This window comes from Paenibacillus sp. HGH0039 (genome assembly GCF_000411255.1).
Lineage (GTDB): Bacteria > Bacillota > Bacilli > Paenibacillales > NBRC-103111 > Paenibacillus_F.
Window position 1 is genome coordinate 2,070,188 of sequence record NZ_KE150412.1, and the last position, 24,123, is coordinate 2,094,310.

Consider the following 24,123-nt stretch of genomic DNA (forward strand, 5'->3'; position numbering starts at 1 on the left):
CCCCTTGCGGGGGATATAAATTCATTTTATAGGGCAATATGCTGCGTATATTTTAGGTCACACAATAACATTGCGTGGCCCCTTCCGTCGGTGATATATCTCAGAATCCATCGAATTTTCTTCGAATGATTTTCCTGCCGGGACAGCACGTTCTTTGCCCCATTTACGAATATAGTCAATTTGCTCCGGGCTTGTTTGTGATAATGGAACCACATTTTCAAAAAAGCTAATATAGGTTTGTTCCGAAATCGAGTCGTCCCCTTTAACAATCGCTTGCTTGACAACATCTCTTACAGCCGCTTCAAGATCCGCTCCGGCAAATCCTTCGGATATATGCACAAGTTTTTCTAGCAAATCTGGGGAGACGTTAGTCTTCAGCCCTTTTTCAATATAGATCTTAATAATATCTTCACGTTCTTTTGCAGTTGGCAGGTCAACGAAAAATAGTTCGTCAAACCGTCCCCGACGGAGCAGTTCAGGGGGTAATTTGGACACGTCATTTGCAGTTGCGACAACGAAAACGCGGGCCATGCTCTCCTGCAGCCAGAACAAAAATTGGCCGACCATACGAGTAGACGTGCCTCCGTCATTACTCGCTCCGATCGCTCCCGCAAGTCCTTTTTCAATCTCGTCTATCCACAACACACAAGGGGACACATGGTCTGCTGTCGATAGTGCTTCTTTAAGGCGTGATTCACTTTGGCCGAGGTACTGACCCTGGATAGTGGACAAGTCAAGCCTGTAAAGCGGAAGATTCCAAAGGGATGCAATGGCTTTTGCCGAAAGAGACTTTCCGCATCCGGGTACGCCGACTAGCAAAATACCCCTTGGTGGCCTAATGCCGCGCTCCCTCAAATCTGCTGTAAGTAGCGGCTCGTTTGCTTCCAGCCACAGCTTCAATCCCTCAAGACCGCCTATTTCATAATCTTCCCGTACCTGAACACGTTCAATGCCGGAAATATCAGCGAAAATCCGATCTTTGGCATGGGTTAGCTCTTTTAAATCCTCGTTTTTTATGGCCCCGTTTGCAAGCATAGTGGCGATAACATTCTCTGCCTCAATCTGGCTAATGCCCGCAAGAATGGCAGCCGCCTTCTTTTCCTCCTCGGGTCCCCATTCAATGGAGATTTCTCCTCGATAAGGCGAGATTTGATCCCGGATCAGCACCAACATCTCATCCTCATTAGGAGGATCAAGGGTGACAGACATCCCATGACGCTGAAGCGGACTCCATACCGGACTGTTCGTAATGACGATAACACTGCCGCCGGTTTCCGTTGCCAGCATAACAACATCCTGGAACTGCCTCGCTGTCTGTGTGTCATCTTCAATATCTTGAACCTCATTAAATATGAAGGTCAGGTTCTGCTGCTGGCCTATTTTCTGACTGGCAAAATCCAATCCTCCCATAACGGATCGATCATCGTTCGCCATTCGGTTTGTAACAATATCGCGGGTTCCTTGTGAAATGGTATGATAAAAAATCGGAATCATAAGCTTCTGCGCAAGTTTGCCCAATACGTCCAGGGCACGAGTACGCTCGGCCGTCCGAATGGAGATAAAAGGAATACGCGCTTTTAGATAGCGCTCCACCGTTTCCAGGCAACTATTCAAATCATTCATCTTAAAATTACCTTTCTTCTTATATTGGTTCCGCCTCCCGGCGGCTTCTGCGGAACTCCCGAAGAGGAAACAGAAGCCAGCGGCATACTGTCGGGCTGCTCGTAATTCGTTAAGGCATTATTCTTCACCAGCATTTTTAGATGACCCGTTCGGTCCGTTTTTACACTATTTTCGATGGATAGCTGTGTCTCTTTTACATACTTTTGCAGGATTTCGGACAACTGGCTTTTTACTTGTTCAGGCAAAGCAGGTATATGTATCAATCGATTTAATTTACCGAATCGTCTGCGGGTATCCAGCAGCGTACGAACGAGTGCCGTGTCATCACCATTTAACCGGGAGAAATCTGTGTTCATTTGACGGTTTATCGAATTCAACCGGGTCTCTAACGTGATAGAAATACGGCGGATCAAGTGCTCGGCGACACCGGCCTGCCATTCGAAGCTGCCCTTTTCCATCCGTTGAAGTACCGCTTCTTCCTCTGTTCCCTCCAGGAAAGCGTCCAGGCAGTCCACCCATTCGGCGTAAGTTACAGGGACCTTCATAGCAGTTTGCTGCCTCTTCGCCTGATAAGAGCAGCCGGCGGCTTCAAATCCCACTCGGGAAACTGGCTGGCCAGGGTATCGTTCGTTGTCAATTGAGTCACAGCCTCTAGTTGGGGGTTCTTATCACTTTCTTGATAGGACGTTATATCCTCTGTCCGTTCTACCGCAGGACCTGCATTTCTTTTTCTGTTAAGAATCATTCCATTGGATTGTTCATTCATTCCCTTATCCACTCCATTTTAGGATTTCATAACAGCTCGGGCATTATCATGGCTTGAGAAAGAATATTGCTCAGGTGAGATGGTATCGAGAAATTCGGTAACCTTCCCGGCCTTCACATCCTCAGACGCATATTCTCTGCGCCATTCCACAACATCAGCCAGTACTGCGCGCAAGATATCCTTGCAGCTTGTCAATAAGCGTTCGTAGTCTTGTACGACCCTAGCCTTTATGTTCACCAAATTACGCTTGGACATGTACCAGTAGATAATACCGACTGCACCTAATACGAAGAAAAAAGGCAGCACAAAGCCCATTGCACCAAAAATAATCCCGAACATAAGTGCGCCCCAATGCTTGGATTCCAACTTCACACGCGAGAGATCATCCTCTTTCCGTTTTTCCATATGTTCTGTTAAAGATTGAATCAGTTCAGCTTCGTTTGAGCCATCATTCGTGTGGCTCTTCCAATCATCAATGGAGATATCTATGCTGTAAGGTACGTTGGAACGATTCTCGGCCGTTAGATCGTCGTGTGCCTGCCGGATCCACTCTTTCGACAACGCAATGGACAGTTTCTGCGTGGCCAAGGAAGCATTCGATACTTCAGGGTGCATGGCAAAGTTAGTTAGCAGTTGTGTAAAAGAAATTCGTTCTTCCAGTGTCTTCTCGGCAGCGAACATGGTCTGTGCCCTGTCCCTGTCCCCGTTTTCATTCACAATCAGCGATAATAACCGCTCATCACGCCGAAGCGGAAGTTCCTCGTCGTCGAACTTGGATACCAGCGTATCCAGTAAGGCATCTACGGCAAAAGCGATGCTTTTGGAAGGAGTAATTTCCTTTTGAAAGATATCTGTAAAATAGTCATGAATAATGGCATGGAGTTTCGCTCCCTCCATAGAGGTTTCGAGATTCGGCCAAGTCGGACTATAATCTTTTAAGTATGGATAAGATTCCCCGGACGATTTCTGCGTCTTCATTTGCAGAGCCGTTTTCCAGCTTGCATGCTGTTCTTCCACAAAGCCGACCTTCTGTGAAAGCTCCTCAATCCACGTTTCAATCTGTTTGCCGGTTTTGATGCGTGCATCCGGCCCAAAAATCCCATTCGAGAAACCATCGATCAAAACGACGATTTCCCGTTCCAACTGATGAGGGTCCTGAAGATTGAAATAACGATCGAGCCACTCGCGACTTGCTTTATAGCGGGCGCCTCTTCGGGTTACCAGAGCAAAGAATAAAGAGGTTTTCTCATCATCGCGTCTGAGGGCTTCCATCATCGCTTTATCAGCCAATTCCTTGTTATCATTCAGCCAGGAGGCTAAGGCAATAAGCGCAGGAGCCAGCCAATAACGCGGGGCTGCCAGCATGTGCTCTTCGGTTGAGTTTTCTATCGTCTCTTTCTTCACAAGACTGGCATCAACCGCCTGCAAAATACCTGTAGTTCTGCGGCGTACCTCACTGTAATGCCCATACTTTGTCTCGATTTCTTGCCGGACTTTCACCAGACGTGTCTCCGCAAGCTGAAGATTCTTCTCCAGTTGATCTTTTCTTACATACTCCTGGAATTCCTGTACAAGCTGTTCAATCTTCGATTGAGTCTCCAGCACTTCTTGACTTACCGAACTCACTTGTCCGGATACATGTTCAATATTGTCAGCCAAAACACGAATGTTGCCTTCCAATCTGCTTAAATCGGCTGTACGAATAACTCTTTCATTAGACATGGAGTCACCCCTTAATCATGGATACATTGCCGTTACGGGCAACCGCACATATGGAATCCGAATAGATTTCGATAAATTCGTAACCCGGATGAACGGCGAGACTTCTGCCCTTCTCCATGCCTCCGGGTAACGCCGTGCCTTTCTTATAATGCTCTATAATCTCGAGCCGGATATCTAAGGAATGAACCTCATAGGGTTCACCGAGATAGCATTTTGAGATAATGCCGATCGGAAACTGATAGGGCTGCAGTTCGGAGAATTCATTGGCAACAGCCTGGATTATTTGATCGATCTTTGACCGATCCAGTACCGCTCCCGCTCCATCAAGCTGGGATAACGCATTTACGTACGCATCCGAGCGCTTTTCCCGCCTTTTTTTGTCCAATGCTAAACCGGTCAGCTCCACGCCGGTTCCAGACTGCGGCCTTATTTCGATATCTCTTTTAACCGTTGTATTCAAAATTTGTCTTCTCAAACAAGCACCCGCCTTTCCGGAAGTAAAACTTAAGAACTAGGTCAAAAGAACCTTTTGATTATTGAATAATAGTATAATTGCGCCAACAAAGTAAGTAAAGGGAAATAACAAAGCGGTATTTGTAGAATATTGGATTAATTATAGGGTATGTCTTCCAATATGTCTCATTTCATGATATACCTAATAGGTTATTTTATTTATTAAGGAGTGTTTAGACATGAAAAAATTAGTCACTGGAATTATTATCGGTTGTGCTCTCACAACGACCACTTCCGTATTTGCAGATTCTGTAAAAGAATATCTGCTATCTAAAGTTACCTATCCAATTGTCGTTAACAACAAACTATATTCAAACGACCAACCTATTTTAAATTATGAAGGCTCGACCTATGTCCCTTTAAAAGCTGTAGGGGATATGTTGGGTGCAAATGTTAAATGGGACAACGATCGTGTTTTAATTGACTCGATTAAAGCCACGGATGACAAACCTGGTACTACAACAAGCGGTAACACGGGAATTGTGACCAAAAACTTTGCTTCTGTTCAAAAATACCTTCCCAGGTATACACCCGCAGTAAAGTTAAATGGTGAGTTATATTACATCAATAAATCAAGAGGCTTTACATTAATTACGGATGAGGAAAACAACTACTATGCAGATTTAAGTTTCAGTGATTCGGCCCTGAATGAAATTTTAGCTGTCGCGTTTAATAACTATGAAGTTGAACCCGTTTCACATCCGTTTGCAAAAGGTACTACCCAAGCAAAGCAAGAATACGTCGAGAAAGAGATCAAACAAGATGGCATTAACAACTCCTATTACATCGGAAAAATATACAACAATGACAAAAGTAAAACTTATGAAATCATAACGAAAGACGGCGAAGAAAAGGGCGCATTTAATTACAAAGGAAATGTCTATGATCTCAGCAAAGCCAACGGGGTGTTTAACCTCATTCCTGTACACGACCTATTCGATTATTTCGGAATAAAGTGCAGCATTGAACGCGATACCAAAAACAATTTATTAATATTTAATTTCAACTAAAAGGTTCTTAGGTTTGAGTGATAAAGAACAAGGAGCAGAAAACAAGAAACGATAACCAACAAGCAGGCCTCCCTTGAAAACCAAAGCGACACTACAATTGAAACCTACCTTTAAGAATAAGGCACTCACTCGGGGTGCCTTTTCCTTCTTAATGCTATACGTTATGCTATTCTTCAAACCGCCTCCACCATCTCTTGTTCCTCTATAAGATCCATGCTTTGGCTCTGACGGTATTCCTGGGCAACCATGGTCGTAATAAATTCAACAGTAGGATCAATCTCCTCTACTGTGGCTTGAAGGCCTTCAATATCGGAATAGAAAAACTCCTTCCGCAGATTCACTTTATTCACACGGCTATCCGATAAAATCCGGTGCAAATCCTGCTCCAGTTGAACAGCGTTCTCGCTAAACACCATCGCATGAATATCGAATTTAAACGGTACGGAGGCGTCCCCCAGCTCTTCGATCCGGTCCAGCGGATTTAAACGGCGCGTCATACCGATTTTGAACATCCGATCACCAAAGGAACCCAAATTCGAAATGACATAGACATATCCTGCTCTTCCGTTGGCCCGCTTTGTAATTTCTTCTTTCTGCTCTTCCACCCGTTGGACCTGTTCTTCCAATTCACGCAGCCTGGCTTCCAGAGCGGCGATTTTACCCGGATCGGTTTCCTTGCTGAGAACTTCTTTGTTTTTCTCCATCTCTTTAAAATATTTCTGTTCTTCCTGCTCGATTTTCTTCCGTTCCTCATTGAGCAGGCGCTGTTCTTCCGCTTCTTGGCGCATTTGCTCCCGGATCAGTTTTTGTTCTTCCTTCTCTTTTTCCTTTTGAATGAAGTACTGATATTCCACTAAAATAGCATTTTTGAACAGCGGCTCAATCTCAGACAAAAATCTCGTAATGGTAGGCAAAATTTGCGAGTTTCCGCCTGCACAGATAACCTGATACTTATTAATCAAATCGCTTGCGTTTGCGACTGCCTTATCCAAGTTCATATAACTTAGGGTATGCAAAATATTTTGAAGCTCGGCTTGGAGACCGATGACCATCAAGTGATAAATCGTTTTGTTCGCTTTCGTCGTATAGCGGTCTTCGTAGGATTTGAGCAAAGCCTTGATCTCTTTATTGATGCCGGACATCTCCTGTCGGAGCTTCTTGGAATCATGATGATGCAAATGAAGCTCGACGATCGGCTTTAGAGCGCCCTCACCCAGACTCTCTTCAAGTACCGCCAGTTCTTCTTCGATCACTTCAAACTTAACGGCGGCTGGAAACTTCTCCAGTAAATTATTAATTCCGAGAGATTCGCTTTTCGTTTTGGCAAGAGTCTTCTCAATCTTGTTTAGAGCCTTCTGCCTGGACTCTAGCTCGGCCGAGATGCCTTCCGATTGTCTGAGTTCTTGCTCCATCTTGGTTTGAATGTCTGCCAGGTGCCCCTTCGCGATAGCCAGACTCGCGTCCGCTTCTCTTCTAGCCTCTCTCAAAATGTGTTCAGCTTCCTGCCTGACGGACTCTCTCGCTTGGTGGATCGTAGCCTGGATTACATCCTCTTTCTCCTGGATCTGCTTATTGATTCTTTCCAAGTGCAATGTTTTCTCCGCAATCGACTTATTCAGATTCAGCATTTCTAGAATCTTTTTAAACATGGGTAAGTCTCCTTTAGCATAAAAAAGTGAGTAAACCATTTAAGCAGCGTCAATTTCTATCCTTAGTGTCACGTCGGCCAAAAAAAGTCTCATTTCTTCATCCTGTCCCGTTACACCCTATACCGCCTTTTGTAAAATGCACCCTCTCACATGTAACGATTGCTAAGCTTTTTTGCTTTTCGCGATATGCTCGGCTCTGATCCTAGCGTCTGTTATATTCGCTGTCGCGATCAGCTCGTAAATTCCCCTAATATCCGTTTCAGAAAGCGATGGTTCCGGATTCTCTGCCTGCATGCGAACCATCTTGCGCCCGATAAACTCCGAAAGCTCGACATCATACACGATAAGTTCATCCGACTGAATTTTCCGCAGCTCCGGATCTATGCTAAAACGGCACCGCATCGTAAACGAAATCATCGAAATGAATTTCACCCGCTTGTAAGCCGGAATGTGCAGCTCCACCGCTTTGATATGCCCGTAGTTCTGCATCAGTGGATTGTACATGTTGAACCGGTTGCTTACACGCCAGTATCGATCCTTACGCGCCCCCTTGATTTCCCCATTGTAATTCTTCGTTTCAATGACAAAAAGCCCATAGGGAGAAATGACCAAATGATCAATTTGAGAGTATCCTGACCGTGACTTTGGATTCGGAATCAGCAGATTGCTCAGATAACGGCATTCCTTTGGAAGCTGATCCAATTGAATATTGATTCTGTGCTCCCCCAGTTCCCCGATACGGGTGGCTTCCACTTTGGGGCGTCTCGCGGCGGGTACTTGTTTAGCTTTCTTTTGGGGTGGTTCTGATGCTGGCTTGGCAAAAAGTGCCCGTAGTTTAGCAAACATACGTCTTCTCCTCATTTATAAAACGATATAAGACATCATTCGCTAAAATTCCATGGATTTCCTTTCTTGGAGGGCACAAAACAAAAAAAGCCTAGGTCTCGATACCTATAAGGTAATGAGAATGAGGCTTTGAATTGTGTATGGTAAATCATTTCCCTTGCGTTTAAAAACACTAAACTTAACAGGGCCAGTCATTCGCTATGAAACTGGGACAAAATCTTGATGCCGTCCTGCACGCCTTTGATGTAAATCCACTCTTTCTTCATGTACTCCAGAGCCATTCCCTTGTCCTGCCACTCCCGAAGAAGCGTTTGTTGGTCCGGTTGAAGTGATTGTAACAATTCCATTTCTAAGGCGCTGAGCTGCTCAGTCATGGGTTGGAAAACCGTTGAGGTGTCGGCCTCGTCTGCAAGGTTATCGAAACGATGGATCAGGGAGTTGTTATGCCAATGAGTCATGAACAAATTACCTCCATCCTGTGTGGGTTAAGGATAGGGTAGCAGAAATATGAAAGTGAGGTGGTACGTGGGGGCGTAAGGTTTATAACCTTTCAAATACCTCCTCAACCTGCTCCCTTTCGATATCTCGCTTCCACATCTCAATGTGACGTTCAATCTTTTGTTTGTGTCTTAGATAAGTTATTCCAGTAAGAGAAGGAAGCAAAGACTCGAGGAAAGAAATCCTTTTCTCCATGTCAGCTATCATATTCCCCCCACCACCTACAATACTCGGTAGCAATTGAAGTTTATCAAATAACTCATAGTCTTGATTCAAACGAATTAAGTAGAGAACATGCTTCTTCCTTCTTTCAGATGGAAGTTCTGCAATAGCCGAATAAATGATAAGCATCACATTTACTTTTTGATGATTTTCATCCACGAAATGCGCGATCCATTCATCTTGTCGTTTCTCTACAAGTTCTGATTGATCAGAATATATGAATGCATTTGTAATATGTCGAGCCATTGATCTAATTGAAGCTTCTCTATCTAGATAATAAGTTTCCATGATTTGATCGGCAAGATGGATATAATTATCCCATTTCCAAATTCCAGAAAGACGATCTTCATCTTTCTCCGGCGCCCACATGTCTTCATCTTTTTTCATAATATACTGTATATAATCTTCTAAAAAACTCGAATCAACGCTATTGAAATTAAAGAGAAATTTACCTCTGGAATCTACATTTTCTCGACAGGAAATTAAATTAAAATAAAGGTGTTTCAATAAATTTAAATCACTTTTAAAGCGACTGAGTAATTCTTCAGATTGAGTTTTGTAAATATTAAATAGTGGCTCTACATAAAGAGAAAATACGCTAGGTGAATATTCATACATTTGGTTAATCAGTCTAAATGTAGTCATATAAACGTCAGGGTTATACTGCAAGAAATCAAGCTCTTTAGGTGTGGTTACATTCTGAAAAATCTCTTTACTGGATAAAAATTTGTAGAAGTCCTGAAGATATTGTTCTGTAAATAGCTGCTGGGGCAGGTTTTTAAAAAAAGAAAACTGCCAATCAGCCTTTTTAGCATATTTTCTTTGATTGATTATGCTGTAAGTTTCTTTGTCCCCACAAATATCTAACATCTTAGCTACTATCGGATCAGGGACTATGTCAAGAGGAGTGTTGTTCATTAAATATATATCTAAAGCATATAAAAAGGCCTCTTTGTTTTGGGACAGGACATTAAACGCGCATTGAACTCCGTCTTGTAATCCCCAATTTCCTTCTGAATCTTCCTTATTAAAAATCAAACATATGTCTAACATTTTATGTATCGTTACTTTAGAAAAGTTATCAAATAGTACATGAATATCCGCTTTCTTTAACTCTCTTTCCTTATGATAATCCAATTCTTCTAATTGTCTTTTGCCTTTTAAAATACTATAAAACTTATAATCGGGAGAATTCATAAATCTAGAAAAATATTCACTTTGAATTTCAGTAAAAAATGTGAAATGTTCTGATACTTTTTTTGCAATAAGGCAGTGTGAAAGTTTATCTGGTGAAAACCGTTCTTCAAAAAACTGTTTTATATACTTAAAATCATATTTCACCACATCATGGTCTATTTTTCTACCTTGTCCAGATCCGTACCCTGCTATTATTTTTTCAATCTCTAACTGATAGTTATCACGTTTATACAACTCTAGTAGGTTAGTCCAAATCAAACCCCGGTATTGTTCAGATCCTTCGCTTAATTCAATCGGGATCGTATAGAATGTGAAGGAGTTACCTCTCCCTGCCTCGGTTGGTGAAGAAACGAGCTTTAGAAACTCTGCCGCGATTTTAAAAAATAGTATGTTTACTGCTTCGTTTCTCCAAATATTCGAGTGTTCAACAAATTTAGTAATCAGTTGATGTTGGGTCCAATAGCCATAACGATGTGAATCTTTCTTCACTACAAAAGCATTGCAAATAGCTTGATAAACGCTTACGAAATTTTTCGGTTGCCTTTTGTAATAATCGAACATCAAATCTAGTGCATCTGGAAGGTCAGTTGTATCACGAAAGCCACCGAGAATATGAAGAACAAAATTATCTTCGCTTCTTCCTCGCCTTTTTTCCTCTTCAAAATTAACGGAATTAACATCATATGCTTCATAAGGTAAACTATCTATTTTTTCTTTTACAAGTAATAAGGTTTCAGTTGGCCGTATACTATGAAATACTTTGACATATTCCAAAAAATACGCTTCCCCAGATTTTTGAAAATCATCCCATACAATACCGATTTCTTTTTCTAGCTGCTGGTGCATTTCATTCGAGGCAAAAATATTAGCTAACGTATTAACCGCATTAACAACACGGGGTCGGTAACTAACAAAACAAGCTTTGATCATAACGGCCAATGGCACAATCTTCTTTTGAACGAATACATAATTCAGCAGATAATTACCAAAGCACTGATCAGAGATCTTAGCCGCTTTATCATGATAAATATCTACTATCTCTAATTCATGAAGCTTATAGACATATTTAATAAAGGAGCTTTCTGATATGTCTAAACTTTCTAGCAATGAAGCTAATCCTTTTAAATGCTCAAGATGGATAGCGGATACAAAGGCGAGTATACCCGCTACAGCGCATAATTCTTTATTCTCACTCAAAATATGGCGACTTATAACATTTCCGTAATAGCTTTCGTATAGTTCAGTGGCATCATTGATGCTATCAAGTCTCTGTTTATCAACAGCCAATTTTCCTGCAAGTACAGCAAGCCGGGCATTTCCTTCAGCAATACGTACAATTTTATTCAAATAATTAGTATTTAGGATCTGTAAGTTTTCTTTTAATAGTTCTTTTATTTCTTCATCTTTAAACACACCAATCCCATAAACTTCTGGTTTTGTGAAATTTCTTGCCTCCTGCACAATACTATATTTCGCATAGTCTCTGACCGTTATAACAATTTTTATTTCATAGCCTTGCTTGGCTTTTGTTAAGTACTGAAGAACGTGGTTAAGGCCAGAGATTTGATTTCCATCATCAATAAATAGTAGATAATTATCAGGTTTATTTAAAAAAATTTTTAAATCCTCATAAATGGGAAGACGATTGCTTTGGATACAAAATAGTCTGTATTTATTCTCTGTCGCATACTTTTCGCAACACTCCAAGGCTAATCGTGTTTTTCCTACTCCCGCGGGACCTGTGAGAATTGTAACCTTGCTCTGTTCAATCTTTTCCAAAATATCAACGGTTTCTTGTTTCCTCATTTGAAAAGTGGTAGAGAGTGGAGCTGCCATACCGTTAGAGTCATAAGCCATTACAAATTCACGAAGATCAAAAATTTGCTCCGTGCTAATTGGAACCCCTAAAAAGTCACGCGCAATTCCATGGAACCGGTTGTAAATATCACTAGCAAGCTCATCGATCCCCAAAATTTTCAGCAATATTCCTTTGTTTGAGCATACCTCATATAAATTGTTGGTCTTGCCTGCTGGGATGTTAGAAGATGTGTGACAGAGAATGATTTCGCTTATATCTGACACTTCGATTCCTGTTTTCTGGGAGTTAAGACAGTCAAAGATATCTTCTTTCAGCTTTTTAGGGACTTCTGTCTGCTGGGCTGTATACATAACAAAAATATATTTATCGTTTGAATCAAGAAAATATGTATCTGGAATGCCCTTTGTTGTTTTTAAAGTGCCCGATTTCGTACCTAACGATGTTACATCTCTGTAACCCAGTTTATATAGATATGCATCACAAAGTTCCTGAAAAGCACCGCCATCGAACTGCAGGATTTTTTGCTTGATATCGGTTAGTTTGGACATGTCAACGCCTCCAGTGTATGAATTTACTCCTGGTTTCCATGAATTGAATAAATTCAAATCACAAAAAAGCTAAATTCTTCTTCCCTCCCCGCTAAAGAATGAGGGGAGAAAATTAACTCTCCCTCAATCATCTATAATAGGGAGGAATTAATATGGAATTTAAAAAAACAAGAAAGAGTTGTTCATTTAAAGTAGAGCCGAGGATTATTATCATGTTGCTATTGCTCATTTATAAACTTTTTAACTAACACAAATCCAGGGTGGCCTAATAGGCTCTCCTGGATTTTTTTATATAAAAAACGAACTCAGCTATACGAATCACCGCGAATCACGACCACTTTTCACAAAGAGCCCCGAAACAAACAAAACGATCCCTAATAGAGGAAGAATAGCTTCCAGCAGATACAGCTTGATCCCCATTGTATTTCCCATAAAATCGATTAAAAGGAATACGAAAATCCCCGAGAGCATTAATTTCATAGACATTCTAAACCCTCCTGATCGAAGTTAATCATGCAATGCTAAGGGTGGTTAATAATTCCATTGTAAACGATATTTTCATTCTCTTCATTAAGTTAAAACAAAAAAGCACCCTCTTTTGCCATTAAAGGGAGTGCGTCTACGAATTATTTTTCAGAACTTACCTAGCGACAAAAACATGCTCAAAGCATACCCTAGCCCAAATACCACACCGGAAGAAATAAAAAATACATAAAACAGGAATGCCTCCGCCGAAAAGAGATTTCCGCCGCCAAAAGCAGCAAATATAAATAGGGTGGGAAGCACAAATATTACTGCGCATCCTATAGGATAAAGAAGTATACGCACAAACCTTGGTTTTATTCTGGATCTAACATAGGAACATATCAAAAGATATAAGGGAACCAAGATGATTAGATACGCGATTCCCGCCCAATACTGAACGGCTCGTAAATCCCCTTCGCTAATGGTTTGCTCCCAAACTAACCATAGGACCATTTCATAAGCCCACCAACCTGCGTAAAAAGACAACAGACTATTTAAGGATAGAAAGAGGTATTTAAGAATTTTCATTCTATCGCCGCCCTTGTATGTTGGTTTGAAGTCAATCTTCCGACCTGGCTGATATACCAATTGTATTTGGCGGCTTGTGTAAAATGTAGTTCTAACTTTTATAGGACCTGCTGGACATCTGGGGTAACGGCAAAAACCCACTGCATTAAGGCTGTTCGCCTAACAGTAGGTTTTTACTTAGAAATCAATGGGTGCCCTACGACTTAGCTTAAAAGAATTTGATGGATTAGAATGTAGTTTTTAATATTATGGAGATACAAAGCTGATTCCATCAAAATGCTTTCTGTTGTAGGTTGTTGTTTATGTGCTAACAATCGTAAACGAGCCGGAATATTGATGCTACATACCCTATATTATCGTACACTTTATGGAATAACGGTTTTGTGGGTTTCGTGCCAACTTCCTAAAAATTAAGTTCTACTGATCCCTTAGGAACCATAAACTTGAAAAGACTGCTAAATGCAATGAACGTTTTACTTTCTTTTCCATAAAAAAATCCCGCATCCGTAACATAAGGAACGCGGGATAAGATTCGCTTTATTAACTCTCTAATACCACTGCTAATTAAAATCCAGATACATAGTCGCTTCCATAATTTGCATCACCCAAATTTAACATATTGTAGTGTGTTGTCTTAGCATTGTTTAATTGAGCTGCCGCATTTTTACTAATTTGCAATCTAGAAACTGTAGCGTAAGATGTAGAAGTAAATCCAATAAATACCAAAAGAGCGTTTGCATATGAGGAGACAACCGCAACCCACCCAACTGGACCTGTAAGAAACCCTTGAACCAGCAGTACATAAGAAGCAAGAGCAGATGCCCATCCTACTACTTCCCAGAAGGTACTAGCTTCCAAATCATCGACGATGTATCTCTCATAAGTATTTATTTGCTGCTTAAAAGTAGCCAACCTGCTAGCTTTTGCCGTATTGTTACCTACATTCCCATGTAATCTTGTATATTTGCTATCTTCCCCGGCATGTCCAAGAACTTGTGCAGTAAAATCACCATTTATAATGTTATGCCTGTAAAGATTATCGTAAGCTCCACAAGACTCAACACCTCCAGAGTTTGAAGGGCACGTGCTAACCTTTGGCGTCACTTTAGAAGCTTGTAACTCGGAAATCTTTTGTTTTATTGTGTTTAATTGTTCAAGATTGATCCCTTGTACTTCCTTATCCTGAACTTTTGGAAGTTTACTAACATTGGTCTCTAATTTTTTTAATATAGCTTGTTCTTTAGAAGAGTCTAAAGTCTCCTTTTCGAATGTATCATTATTTTTGATTACATTCGCTAATTGTGATTGATCATTAAGAGGACTAGATGCTACAAAATTTTGATTATTAATTTTTGCTTTCCCTGTAATAAAATCGTTTGCGGATTTATCATTTTTTATTACGGTTTTAATGTAGTTCCCTTGGTTGTCGTAAAAATCTTCAATTGAACTTACTTCAGATTTTATGGCTCTTCCTTCATCTACATAGATCTTTGTTACAGCATTTACTACCTCGTATCCGGTTTTTTCAAAATACCCTTCTGCGTTTAACGTATCGGAATACGTTTCAATGGTGTAAGATTCAACTGTCGAGATCGGTTCTTGCTTACCTAAATTCGCACTAGCTCCTTGTGAACTTTCAGCCGAAACTGGCCCAAGACTGGTGAAACAAAAAAGGGAGACCAAAGATAAAACTGTAACCACCTTCCTACTCTTCTTGTTAATCATTTTCTACCTCCACATATTTTTTTCAATCAATGTATTAGACGATACGAATTTGGAAAAGTTGCTTTAATTTTACATTAAATAAAATTTAATTATATTTCATTTTTTGATTAATTTGTGTTATAATGATAATAAAATGGAATTTTAATTTCGAGTGAAGTCTATGCTTTAAAATGGAAGCTGTTAGTTATTCCATTTGGGAGGTGAGCATATGAATAAGTACACAGCCTATATTTTTGTTAGTTTGCTTACCATATTAGTACCATTGATAGGATTATTGTATGGACTTTGGGATATGACTCAACCTAAGGTTGGTCCCGTAGGAAATGGAAAAATAGCAGGACCTTCAACTGTCCAACTAATAGTCATTATCAGTACTATCTTGGTAGGCATATTAAATTTAATAATTGCAATAAAAATGTATTTCGATCATAAAAAAACAAAGTAACTTCAACCACATTTTTGATTAACTATGTGTTTTACTCAGATAAAAAGAGTATCCCCTCAACCTGCTTTATACCTCAACTTGGAACCCTACTTATGGCTAAGTCATAGTAACTCTAATAATAGATTCGATTCGCAAAATCCCTAAAAGATTATAAAGAATCATTTATCTAAGCATTTTACATAAAATGCACCTCTATTCAATGAGCAAGACTTTATCATCTTGTCCCAAGTTTAGAGGCGCCTAGTAGTTGTAATCAATGGATATACATATACATATTCCCCTACCGCCGTCCCCCCACTGTCCCCACAACCCCATACCGAGCCAAAAGCTTACGCCCCAGCAGCGCCACGGCGCGATCCGTGATGAAACCCATCAGCCCCAGGCAGATCAGCCCCACGAAAATCCAGTCCGTACGGAAGAACAGCCGCGAGTTCCAGATGAGATAGCCGACGCCTTCGTTGGAGGCGATCATTTCGGCGCCGATGATGGCCATGAAGGAGGTGCCCATGGCGAGGCGGATGCCCGTGAACATGTACGGCACGGTAGACGGGATGATGACGTGCAGGACGATCTGCCATTCGGAGGCGCCCATGCTGCGGGCAGAGCGGATTTTGTCCTCCTCCACGGCGAGCACGCCGGTCAAGGTGTTCAGCACGACGATGAAGAAAGTGGCGTACAGGATGAGCACGACTTTCGAGGTTTCTCCTATACCGAACCAGACGAGGAACAACGTGATAAACGCGATAGGCGGAATGAAGCGGATGAAGTTCAGGAACGGCTCCGCAAAAGCGCGAATGGCGTCGACTTTGCCGATGACGAGGCCGACCGGGATGGCGATCAGACTGCCGAGGGTCCAACCGAGCAGGACGCGATACGAGCTGATGCCGATGTACTGCAGCAGGGTGCCGTCGGCCAGCAGCTCGTAGCCACCCTCGGCGGTCAGGATTGGACCGGGCAGAATTTCCGGACCGTAGACGAGCGATAACCCGTGCCACAGAAGCAGTCCCGCGATCCAGAAGACGAGGGTGAGCAGTGTTTTTTTGAACCAAGGCTTGCGGAGCGGTTTCGAGGCGGAAGCAGCCGTAATGGGCGGCTTGGACGTGATCGTTTTTTTTGCCGTAATGGCGTTTGTGTTCATATCGGCTTCTCCTCCCTATTCGTCGAAATGCGCCTGGATGCGGTTGTACAGCTCGTAAAACTCCGGGGACCCCAGGTCCCGCGGATACGCGAGGGGCACGTCGTAGATGTGCGAGATGTTGGACGACGGGCCGGCAGACATGATGCCGATGCGGCCGCCGAGCAGCAGCGCTTCCTGGATGTCGTGGGTGACAAAAATGACGGTTTTGTCGGTTTCCTGCCAAATCCGCTGAAGCTCCTTCTGCATGGTGCGGCGCGTCATCGCGTCGAGCGCGCCGAACGGCTCATCCATGAGCAGGATGGCCGGATCGTTCGACAGCACGCGGGCCAGCTGAACGCGCTGCTTCATGCCGCCGGACAGCTCGCGCGGGAACTTGCTCTCGTGTCCCTTAAGACCGACCAGCGCAATGTACTGGTCGGAAATCTCGCGGCGCTCGGCCGCCGGGACACGCTTCATGCGCAGGCCGAACTCTACGTTCTCCCTGACCGTGAGCCAGGGGAACAGGGACGAATCGGCCTGCTGGAAGACGACGGCGCGGTCCTGGCCGGGCCGGTCGACCTCGCGGTCTCCGACGCGCACCTGGCCGGACGTCTTGGAGACGAAGCCCGCGATGAGACTGAGCAGCGTCGATTTGCCGCAGCCGCTCGGCCCCAGCAGGACGAAAAACTCGCCGCCCCGGACCGCCAGATTCACGTCCTGAATGATGTAGTGCAGCTCGCCGGCGGAAGGCTGCATGTAGCTTTTGTCCAGGCGTTCGATGTGGATTTCGTTGCGTTTCGGCGCTGCCTCAGTACTCATACTTCATCCCCCTGTTCAGTTTTGTTACGTTTTGTTCTTGCCGTATTTCGCTGTGTGACAGCAGTTGGTGCATTGCTGCATAAATAGTGATCGGTATTCCGCTGTATAGTCGGTGTTACGTTGGGTGTTTCGGTGCATGGTAGCGGTCCGTATTTCGCTGCATGACAGTGGTCGGTATCCCGGTGCAAGACGGCATTCGGTCGACCGCTGCCGGGCGTGCGCTGCAATGTTGGCGTGGTTGTCGGCGCGGCCCATGCCGCCGCTTTTCAGTTATTCGTACTACTTCACTTCAATGACCCTATCCGGGAAGGCTTCCCGCAAAATGTCCAGGTACAGCTTGCTTTTGAGGTCGAAATCCTTCTCGATGATGGCGTTGTCGACCATGTATTTTTTCTGCTCCTTGTAGCCGTTGTACGCTTTATCCGTGAACCCGATTTTCCACGGGTTTTTGGGCAGGTCCTTGAGGGTCGCCTCTTTCGGCTGCTTGACTTCCTTGTACATGATGTCCGCGCTCTCCTCTTGGTGCGCCTGAGCGTAGGCAGAAGCTTCGTCGATCGCCTTCAGGAAGTTGACGAAGCCCGCTTTGTTGGCTTTGAGCAGCTCGTTGGGAGCGATTAGGCCGTTGCCGAGGCGTACCGGCGTTTTGGACATGTCGGTCAGCTCGTGGGCTTCGGCCAGAGCGCCGAATTTTTCGTTGAGCACCGCGCCGTATACCCACGCGCCGTCGATCTCGCCTTTTTTGAGCGCGACATACGCTTCATCAAAACCGCCTTGGCCGATCAGCTTCACTTCGGACAATTTGACGCCGTTCTGACCCAGATACACATCCCAAAGATAGGGGACAAAAGTGCCGCGGGAAAAGCTCAGCTTCTTGCCCTTGAGATCGGCCGCGCTCTTGATGTCCTTGCGGACGAACAGCTTCCACTCGCTGGCGCTCAGATCCGTTGCCGTACCCGACGAGGCGAAAATGGCGTAATCGCCTTTGCTCACGGCATTCAGCAGGGGAAAATCCGCGCCGAACGCGACGTCCACCTGTTTGATAAACAGGGAGTTGACGCCTTCGGCCGGTGTGGCGAACGAGACGAGCTCGGCGTCGATGCCGTGCTTGTCGAAGATGCCTTTGCTTTTAGCGACGCGGAAAATCGAGTTGGTGGAAATGTCCGCGATTTTCAGCTTCAGCTTGGCGGCGCCGCCCTGTTTGGGGTCGGCGGCCGCTTTGCCGCAGCCCGCCAGCACGGCCAACAGTGTGGCGGTCAACACCAGTGCGAGCAGCGTGCGGGCGAAGTGGCGGTGGCGGGCTTGGCGGAGGCCAACGTGGCCCGCGGCTTTTTTACTTTCATCTGCAGTCTCTCTCATCGTCCTCACCCTAGCCCTTCTCCGGTTCCGGCTGTCCTTCGTCCGTCCGTGCCACGCACAGCGCGCCCTCACCGTAAGAGACGGTTCCTTCGACTTCCACGGCAGTTACCGCTCCGCGAGCAGCCGCTCCCGGCAGACGGAAGTCCGCTACGTCGATCGGCGCGATTTCGACTTCCTCCGGCAACTCCAGCTGCGGTACCCACTCGTAAGGTACGCGGTAGGCGCGGTAGACCATGTTGGAGTTACGCTTGTTTTTATAAGGTGAAATGTACTCCCACACCAGCTCATGCTCGCGCGTCACTTCAAAAATCCGGCCGTCCGCGCCCTCGGTAATCAGCGTATTGCCGTTCGGCAGGCGCTGGGCGGAGCTTATGTACGGGCTGTAAAACCGGTACGAATCGAGCGGAGCCTGGAAGCCTGCTTCCGTCGGCGTGTACTGCCACTCGATTTCGAGCGTGATCGGGTTGATCTCCAGGATGCGGGAGTGATCGCGGCGGGCGTTTTTGATGCCGTCCGGGGACTCCGGATTCGGTGCGCCGTAGCCGCCCCAGCCGCCATTGTCGAAGATCAGGATGTTGCCCGCGCCCGGCAATCCCTGCGGAATAAGATGGGCGTGATGCTGGCCGATGATCCAGCCGATGTGTTTCGTCTCTTCGGTATTATAGTTGGGGCCGAGTTTCCAGACGATTTTACCGGTCTTTTTGTCAGTGATGGCAATGATGTTCGTCTCCCGCGCATCCCAGATGATGTTATCCGGATGGAATCTTTCATCGCCCGCATTGTAGTGCTTGTTCGGACCGAGGACCGAAGCGGAGTTGATGTGCATCCAGTCGCCGGCGTTGGCCCCGAAGAAACGGGTGTTGGGGTCGTTGTACAGCGCCTTCCGGGCATCCTCGTCAAATCCCAGCTCCTCAAAATGGTCGCTCGTTGTCCACTCCCAGATAACATTCCCTTCCCAATCCACTTCCAGAATGGTATCATCCAGCAGCTCTTTATCGGATATTTCAGGACGATTCACGTTTTTGTGTGCAAGCACGATTGTGTTCCCGGAGTGGACTTTCGGCTCCTGACCCGGCACGTAGTACCCGACCGGATTGCCTTCGCGCTGGTAATCATGATGCTGGCGCGCCATCCACTGCGGCTCATGCCCGGGGTCTTCGATATGCTGGTAGCGGTCAAACTTCCACACGATGTTGCCGTCCCAGTCGACCTGCACCAGATTCACTTCATCCTGAAACCCGTACTTCGGATCGCGCTCCGCCGTACTGCCGAATACGTACCCGCCCGGAAGCAGTTTATTTGGGAACCCTCTCAGCCCCTTCCAAAGATGAACCTCCCGCCCGTTCATGTCGATCAGCAGCGCCCCCGTCTCCGCCGCCTGATACAACGTGTAGCCGCTCCAGCTTTTGCCCGGTTTGTAAACCGTCGTTCCTGTCGGATAAATCGTCGGATGTCCCATATGGTTAATGTCCTCTCTATTGTTGGATTTGGTTTGTAAAAAACGGAATGGCCTCGCGCAGTAACGCTTATAAATTTAATCTGACTTTTACATGTAAGCTGATGAATGAAAAAGACACTCCTCTTGTCTCAAAACATCGGCCAGCCGTGTTAATAGGATATGAAATTTTTCTTGTGATTCGCCGTTTTCGGTTTAGAAGCAGGTGGCTGATCCGCTGAGGGTTGTGTTGGAGATTCCGGTCGTAATTCCGATGACGTATCGGATGCTGTATTGCCTGTAAAAGCAGCAGCCAAGCTTTCCTCTCCGAACTTGGCGGATAACCTTGCCGATTCCAGTTCAAGATCGGCCGCCGCTCCCCTCGCTGACTTGAACGGCGAGCCTGCCGAAACAGCTATCACTGCCGGCTGTGCAGGCGAGTGCAGTAATGAAACCTGCAAAGCATCGGCCTTTTCAACCGCCACGGGCGACTGAACTCCCTCGGTTGGACCATCTGCTTCCGTTTCACCCACTTCCTCCACGTCTTCTCCGGGATAAGTCAGCACCGCTTCCGCGAACCCTTCCAGCTTCTCCAGCAGCCTCCGGGAAAAAGCAATCTGATGCGCCAGCTCCTCCTGCGAAAACCCGCCGAACAAGATGTCGATCATATGCCCGCTGAGCCCGCTGTTCCGCCGGAGCAACTCCCGGCCCTTATCCGTAATGTCCAGCGCGACGGACCTGCGGTCGGACTCGCTTCTTTTGCGGACCGCGAAGCCGCCCGCTTCCAGCTTGTCGCACAGCGCCGTTACCGCGCCGGAGGTGAAATCCAGCTGCTCCGCCAGCTCGCCCATCCGCTGCTCTCCCTCTCTGTTAATAGAGTTAAGGATGAGCATGCCCGGCAGCGTGATACCCTCGACGGAAATTTTGTCGCGTTCCTTCACAAATTTGCGTACCAGCCTGCGGAAGAGCCAATCGGCCTCTTCATATAACGCCCAGTCTTTTTCGTGCATGCCATTCCTTTCGTCAGGAGGCCCGGAAAAACACAAAAGCCCCCGTTATCTCCTCCGTCTGACGGTAAGAGATTACAGGAGCCTTTGGTGGTCCAATCGGCTTTCCTCATTGGTTTAGTTTTAAAATAATGAATGCTCGTTTAATGAATGTTCATTTGATTAAAATTCATAGAATGATCTTGAAGTTAGATTAAACCAATTATTCATACCTGTCAAGTATGTTTTAAGTTTTTAATCGCTTTATTCTTTTAGTTAACTATTACCGGAGCGAAATATATGTGGACGAACTCTCCCAGAAGCACAAAAAAAGAACCTGCCCGAGCAGATTCTTATGCAGCCTGATCATTCTCACTAGGTGCCCTGTCTCCAAAGCAGCCTCTTGCTTAGCTCTTAAAACAGCCTGCTCTTTTGTAACGGTTATCCGCCCCTTTTACTGCGATGACCTCCGACGAATCTTTTTGTTAGCCTTCTACAATGCATTCCGGTTATTGACTGAATACGACTGAACTGTAGGGAATTCGACTGACTCGAATTTAAAATAGCTGTAATTCTCCCCCCAATCTTCCCAACCGGTTGTTTTGGAGTAAGGAACGACCGAAACATAATAGCTTAAATCCAACTGTTTAATCCGGCTTCTCAAATCCCATGGAATTTCCATACAGTCTTTATTAATCAGCACTCTTGCCTCAGCCCCTCTTAAGAGCTTTTGCCGCCAGTACGCAGAGATACTAATCTCATAAACAAGATCCCCTAAGTACTGCTTGTGGAGCTTTCTCCTGATCCGCTTTTTCATCAATTCACCTTTAACCGTTTATAATCCTAGCATACACCGTAAGTAGATAAGTATTTTCTTCCTCATCGTCGATCACAGAGTTTGGATCTTCACTATCCCTAATCGGAATTCCATCGAAACAAGCTTTTTCCCGATACTGTATGAGAACTTCCTTCCGATCGTCAACCTGGTTCACTATACATCCGAAAGGCAGCCCAAGTCCCTCATAATAAGAAACTACGGAAATTCTAATCGCAGGAATTTGATAGTCTCCCCACATATAGAAGACAAACGCTTTTTCCTCATAAAACTTCTTCAAATAAGACGCCCACGCAGATTCTACAAAAGCGACTACATCTTCCAGCTCATTTAAGGATAATTTGTTGTACTTAATCATTTTGTTCAACCGCTGGATGGTGCGATGGTTATAACGGGCTTCCGCATCCACCTGATCCCGGTCATTGGAAAAGAGAAAATCCGGCCGTTCCGCTATCTCCAAAATCTCGTTGTACGCCTTAATTCCTTTCGTTTGCAGAAAAGTGATCATGCCCCATGCAGCGCATCCAGCGCCTCCGCTTCTGTCTGCTTGAAAAACACCTTATCCCCCTGGTTGCACTCGTATATAAAATCATTCAGGCTCTTACTGTTATACCCGCCGAACTCTCCGACGATGGCGATTTTCATGCTGTAGTTGGTGTATTTTTGCAAAATATCTCCTGCAAGTTTGGTTCGGAGTTCGAAGAAATCCTCAGTGAGCTGTTCTTTTCTTAGGAGTACTTTGTCGCATCCGTGGTTGTAATGCACATCTGCCATTAAGTCCAGCGCGTCGTTTACGCTGTTAATCACCACATTTTCGCTGGAGATGATGGCTACTTTCGAATTTTGCCGTTGATCGACTGTAATGTTCATTTCATATATTCCTCCTATTGGTTTGGACGATTATTTATAGATGCCGACTGTCTGTCAGTTATTTTCCCGCTTTCCTTGATACCCTTGCTCATATAAAAGCAATGTATCCAACTGGCTGGTATCTTTCAAAACCAGCAATTTAACGCCGTAGGGCTCCAGCAGCTCCATAATTTGGGCTCTGCCCTCCGTCTCATACTGACGATTCCAGCGAAACATATTTCGAAAAATCGTCCATGTCGGCTTATAGTTCGCTTTCTCCCGACCGAGCTTCTGCCGGATAAACCGCGTTATGATTCGCCTGAGCCGTGTAGAATACTCCGTATCCACGAGGATGATGAGATCCGCACGCTCAAGACAAGAGCCAACCCAGCCGCTGCAATGAGCCCCTTCCGTTATCCACGCGTCAGCACGCACTATTTCCGTTAGGCAGGCATCGCGCTCTTCATCCGTTCTTCGCACATCGCCCGAGGGAGTTCTTTTCCAGACCACATTATCCAGCTCATAAAAAGGAAGCTGCCATTCGGCAGACAACCTTCTGGCCAGGGTTGTTTTGCCGCTTCCGACCGAGCCCATGATATGAATTTTTTTCATTTAGACCACCGCTTGGCACTATTTTATTTATTTTCATTCCAACCTACAAACCAGGCATCCCCCGTAAATTCATTCCAGTGGAGGACAAAACCTCCGGCCCTCACTTCCCACCCGCAAAACTGATCGTCTGCTCCAAAAATCTTGAAGAGTCGGGTCTCTTCCTGTTCAAAGCGTTCAAATTTTAGAATCTCTAAGCTCTTAAAATCTGCGCAATTCATAGATTGAGGAATGCCTCCCTCCTGGAATCTAACAGCTTCATTTGATAGGACCTGCCGGAAAACTAACATGCACCTGTCTGTGTTTTTAGCAACATTGTAGGGATTGAGCGGATGCCCCGGCAAAATGTTGACCGATTCAAGTTCAACAATAATCTCCCGTTCTTTTACCTCAATCCGTTCCACTAACGCATCATGAAAATCTATGTCATCAAAATGTACATCCGTGGAGGACTTTTTCCATGATTTCAAACTCACTCACC

22 protein-coding genes are annotated in these 24,123 nt (G+C 44.9%); 2 read left to right on the top strand and 20 right to left on the bottom strand.

Going from position 1 to position 24,123, the window contains the following annotated elements:
* Window positions 1–57: 57 nt before the first annotated feature.
* From HMPREF1207_RS08970 to HMPREF1207_RS08990, 4 genes are all read right to left on the bottom strand, one after another.
* On the bottom strand, window positions 58–1,623 hold the full coding sequence (locus HMPREF1207_RS08970) for an AAA family ATPase (RefSeq protein WP_009673496.1): 1,566 nt from the start codon (window positions 1,621–1,623) through the stop codon (window positions 58–60).
* A complete protein-coding gene (locus tag HMPREF1207_RS08975) occupies window positions 1,620–2,222 on the bottom strand; it encodes a hypothetical protein (RefSeq protein ID WP_231392029.1) in 603 nt (200 codons plus the stop codon). Before HMPREF1207_RS08975 ends, HMPREF1207_RS08970 begins: the two co-directional genes overlap by 4 nt.
* Window positions 2,223–2,407: 185 nt before the next feature.
* Window positions 2,408–4,111, bottom strand: a complete 1,704-nt coding sequence (locus tag HMPREF1207_RS08985) for a hypothetical protein (protein ID WP_009673509.1) — start codon at window positions 4,109–4,111, stop codon at window positions 2,408–2,410.
* A 4-nt stretch (window positions 4,112–4,115) separates the two neighbouring features.
* Entirely contained in the window at window positions 4,116–4,586 is a 471-nt protein-coding gene (locus HMPREF1207_RS08990; protein ID WP_009673502.1) for a hypothetical protein, read from the bottom strand.
* A gap of 217 nt (window positions 4,587–4,803) precedes the next feature.
* Between HMPREF1207_RS08990 and HMPREF1207_RS08995 the strand changes: the two genes are divergently transcribed.
* On the top strand, window positions 4,804–5,634 hold the full coding sequence (locus HMPREF1207_RS08995) for a stalk domain-containing protein (RefSeq protein ID WP_009673499.1): 831 nt from the start codon (window positions 4,804–4,806) through the stop codon (window positions 5,632–5,634).
* 173 nt (window positions 5,635–5,807) lie between these two features.
* Here HMPREF1207_RS08995 and HMPREF1207_RS09000 read toward each other — a convergent pair whose 3' ends face one another.
* From HMPREF1207_RS09000 to HMPREF1207_RS09025, 7 genes are all read right to left on the bottom strand, one after another.
* On the bottom strand, window positions 5,808–7,283 hold the full coding sequence (locus HMPREF1207_RS09000; protein ID WP_009673508.1) for a GIY-YIG nuclease family protein: 1,476 nt from the start codon (window positions 7,281–7,283) through the stop codon (window positions 5,808–5,810).
* Window positions 7,284–7,445: 162 nt separating this feature from the next.
* The gene (locus tag HMPREF1207_RS09005; RefSeq protein ID WP_009673503.1) at window positions 7,446–8,129 is read right to left on the bottom strand and encodes a nuclease-related domain-containing protein; all 684 of its coding nucleotides are present in this window, start codon (window positions 8,127–8,129) and stop codon (window positions 7,446–7,448) included.
* A gap of 191 nt (window positions 8,130–8,320) precedes the next feature.
* Window positions 8,321–8,587, bottom strand: a complete 267-nt coding sequence (locus HMPREF1207_RS09010) for a hypothetical protein (RefSeq protein WP_009673506.1) — start codon at window positions 8,585–8,587, stop codon at window positions 8,321–8,323.
* Between the two features lie 82 nt (window positions 8,588–8,669).
* A complete protein-coding gene (locus tag HMPREF1207_RS09015) occupies window positions 8,670–12,413 on the bottom strand; it encodes a hypothetical protein (RefSeq protein WP_016423599.1) in 3,744 nt (1,247 codons plus the stop codon).
* 318 nt (window positions 12,414–12,731) lie between these two features.
* Complete coding sequence (locus HMPREF1207_RS29760) at window positions 12,732–12,899, bottom strand: hypothetical protein (RefSeq protein WP_009676371.1); 168 nt, start codon at window positions 12,897–12,899, stop codon at window positions 12,732–12,734.
* A 147-nt stretch (window positions 12,900–13,046) separates the two neighbouring features.
* The gene (locus tag HMPREF1207_RS09020) at window positions 13,047–13,466 is read right to left on the bottom strand and encodes a hypothetical protein (protein WP_016423601.1); all 420 of its coding nucleotides are present in this window, start codon (window positions 13,464–13,466) and stop codon (window positions 13,047–13,049) included.
* Window positions 13,467–14,030: 564 nt separating this feature from the next.
* A complete protein-coding gene (locus HMPREF1207_RS09025) occupies window positions 14,031–15,191 on the bottom strand; it encodes a hypothetical protein (RefSeq protein WP_009676380.1) in 1,161 nt (386 codons plus the stop codon).
* Window positions 15,192–15,399: 208 nt separating this feature from the next.
* On the opposite strand from HMPREF1207_RS09025, the gene HMPREF1207_RS09030 reads away from it, so the two are divergent.
* Window positions 15,400–15,636, top strand: a complete 237-nt coding sequence (locus HMPREF1207_RS09030) for a hypothetical protein (protein WP_016423602.1) — start codon at window positions 15,400–15,402, stop codon at window positions 15,634–15,636.
* Window positions 15,637–15,916: 280 nt separating this feature from the next.
* On the opposite strand, the gene HMPREF1207_RS09035 is transcribed toward HMPREF1207_RS09030, so the two are convergent.
* The 9 genes from HMPREF1207_RS09035 to HMPREF1207_RS09080 all read right to left on the bottom strand — a co-directional run bounded on the left by HMPREF1207_RS09035 (window position 15,917) and on the right by HMPREF1207_RS09080 (window position 24,118).
* Window positions 15,917–16,774, bottom strand: coding sequence for an ABC transporter permease (locus HMPREF1207_RS09035; RefSeq protein WP_009676381.1), 858 nt, complete (start codon window positions 16,772–16,774; stop codon window positions 15,917–15,919).
* Window positions 16,775–16,789: 15 nt separating this feature from the next.
* Complete coding sequence (locus tag HMPREF1207_RS09040) at window positions 16,790–17,572, bottom strand: ABC transporter ATP-binding protein (protein WP_009676376.1); 783 nt, start codon at window positions 17,570–17,572, stop codon at window positions 16,790–16,792.
* A gap of 279 nt (window positions 17,573–17,851) precedes the next feature.
* Window positions 17,852–18,937, bottom strand: a complete 1,086-nt coding sequence (locus tag HMPREF1207_RS09045) for an ABC transporter substrate-binding protein (protein ID WP_009676382.1) — start codon at window positions 18,935–18,937, stop codon at window positions 17,852–17,854.
* Window position 18,938: 1 nt separating this feature from the next.
* Window positions 18,939–20,387: an aryl-sulfate sulfotransferase gene (locus tag HMPREF1207_RS09050; RefSeq protein WP_009676379.1), complete on the bottom strand. Its 1,449-nt coding sequence runs from the start codon at window positions 20,385–20,387 to the stop codon at window positions 18,939–18,941.
* 149 nt (window positions 20,388–20,536) lie between these two features.
* A complete protein-coding gene (locus HMPREF1207_RS30745) occupies window positions 20,537–21,373 on the bottom strand; it encodes a MarR family winged helix-turn-helix transcriptional regulator (RefSeq protein ID WP_009676374.1) in 837 nt (278 codons plus the stop codon).
* A gap of 803 nt (window positions 21,374–22,176) precedes the next feature.
* A complete protein-coding gene (locus HMPREF1207_RS09065) occupies window positions 22,177–22,692 on the bottom strand; it encodes a hypothetical protein (protein WP_009676385.1) in 516 nt (171 codons plus the stop codon).
* Window positions 22,689–23,054: a DUF4180 domain-containing protein gene (locus HMPREF1207_RS09070; protein ID WP_009676377.1), complete on the bottom strand. Its 366-nt coding sequence runs from the start codon at window positions 23,052–23,054 to the stop codon at window positions 22,689–22,691. The genes HMPREF1207_RS09065 and HMPREF1207_RS09070 overlap by 4 nt, the downstream gene beginning before the upstream one ends.
* Window positions 23,055–23,108: 54 nt before the next feature.
* Window positions 23,109–23,645 (bottom strand): DNA topology modulation protein FlaR, encoded by a 537-nt coding sequence (locus tag HMPREF1207_RS09075; protein WP_009676373.1) that lies wholly within the window; start codon window positions 23,643–23,645, stop codon window positions 23,109–23,111.
* 23 nt (window positions 23,646–23,668) lie between these two features.
* Window positions 23,669–24,118 (bottom strand): hypothetical protein, encoded by a 450-nt coding sequence (locus HMPREF1207_RS09080; RefSeq protein ID WP_016423604.1) that lies wholly within the window; start codon window positions 24,116–24,118, stop codon window positions 23,669–23,671.
* Between the last annotated feature and the right edge of the window lie 5 nt (window positions 24,119–24,123).

Excerpts from the sequence above, each read along its gene's own strand:
- HMPREF1207_RS08970 (WP_009673496.1), bottom strand. The coding sequence starts at position 1,623 with ATGAATGATTTGAATAGTTGCCTGGAAACGGTGGAGCGCTATCTAAAA.
- HMPREF1207_RS08985 (WP_009673509.1), bottom strand. The coding sequence starts at position 4,111 with ATGTCTAATGAAAGAGTTATTCGTACAGCCGATTTAAGCAGATTGGAA.
- HMPREF1207_RS08995 (WP_009673499.1), top strand. The coding sequence starts at position 4,804 with ATGAAAAAATTAGTCACTGGAATTATTATCGGTTGTGCTCTCACAACG.
- HMPREF1207_RS09000 (WP_009673508.1), bottom strand. The coding sequence starts at position 7,283 with ATGTTTAAAAAGATTCTAGAAATGCTGAATCTGAATAAGTCGATTGCG.
- HMPREF1207_RS09005 (WP_009673503.1), bottom strand. The coding sequence starts at position 8,129 with ATGTTTGCTAAACTACGGGCACTTTTTGCCAAGCCAGCATCAGAACCA.
- HMPREF1207_RS09010 (WP_009673506.1), bottom strand. The coding sequence starts at position 8,587 with ATGACTCATTGGCATAACAACTCCCTGATCCATCGTTTCGATAACCTT.
- HMPREF1207_RS09015 (WP_016423599.1), bottom strand. The coding sequence starts at position 12,413 with ATGTCCAAACTAACCGATATCAAGCAAAAAATCCTGCAGTTCGATGGC.
- HMPREF1207_RS29760 (WP_009676371.1), bottom strand. The coding sequence starts at position 12,899 with ATGTCTATGAAATTAATGCTCTCGGGGATTTTCGTATTCCTTTTAATC.
- HMPREF1207_RS09020 (WP_016423601.1), bottom strand. The coding sequence starts at position 13,466 with ATGAAAATTCTTAAATACCTCTTTCTATCCTTAAATAGTCTGTTGTCT.
- HMPREF1207_RS09025 (WP_009676380.1), bottom strand. The coding sequence starts at position 15,191 with ATGATTAACAAGAAGAGTAGGAAGGTGGTTACAGTTTTATCTTTGGTC.
- HMPREF1207_RS09030 (WP_016423602.1), top strand. The coding sequence starts at position 15,400 with ATGAATAAGTACACAGCCTATATTTTTGTTAGTTTGCTTACCATATTA.
- HMPREF1207_RS09035 (WP_009676381.1), bottom strand. The coding sequence starts at position 16,774 with ATGAACACAAACGCCATTACGGCAAAAAAAACGATCACGTCCAAGCCG.
- HMPREF1207_RS09040 (WP_009676376.1), bottom strand. The coding sequence starts at position 17,572 with ATGAGTACTGAGGCAGCGCCGAAACGCAACGAAATCCACATCGAACGC.
- HMPREF1207_RS09050 (WP_009676379.1), bottom strand. The coding sequence starts at position 20,387 with ATGGGACATCCGACGATTTATCCGACAGGAACGACGGTTTACAAACCG.
- HMPREF1207_RS30745 (WP_009676374.1), bottom strand. The coding sequence starts at position 21,373 with ATGCACGAAAAAGACTGGGCGTTATATGAAGAGGCCGATTGGCTCTTC.
- HMPREF1207_RS09065 (WP_009676385.1), bottom strand. The coding sequence starts at position 22,692 with ATGATCACTTTTCTGCAAACGAAAGGAATTAAGGCGTACAACGAGATT.
- HMPREF1207_RS09070 (WP_009676377.1), bottom strand. The coding sequence starts at position 23,054 with ATGAACATTACAGTCGATCAACGGCAAAATTCGAAAGTAGCCATCATC.
- HMPREF1207_RS09075 (WP_009676373.1), bottom strand. The coding sequence starts at position 23,645 with ATGAAAAAAATTCATATCATGGGCTCGGTCGGAAGCGGCAAAACAACC.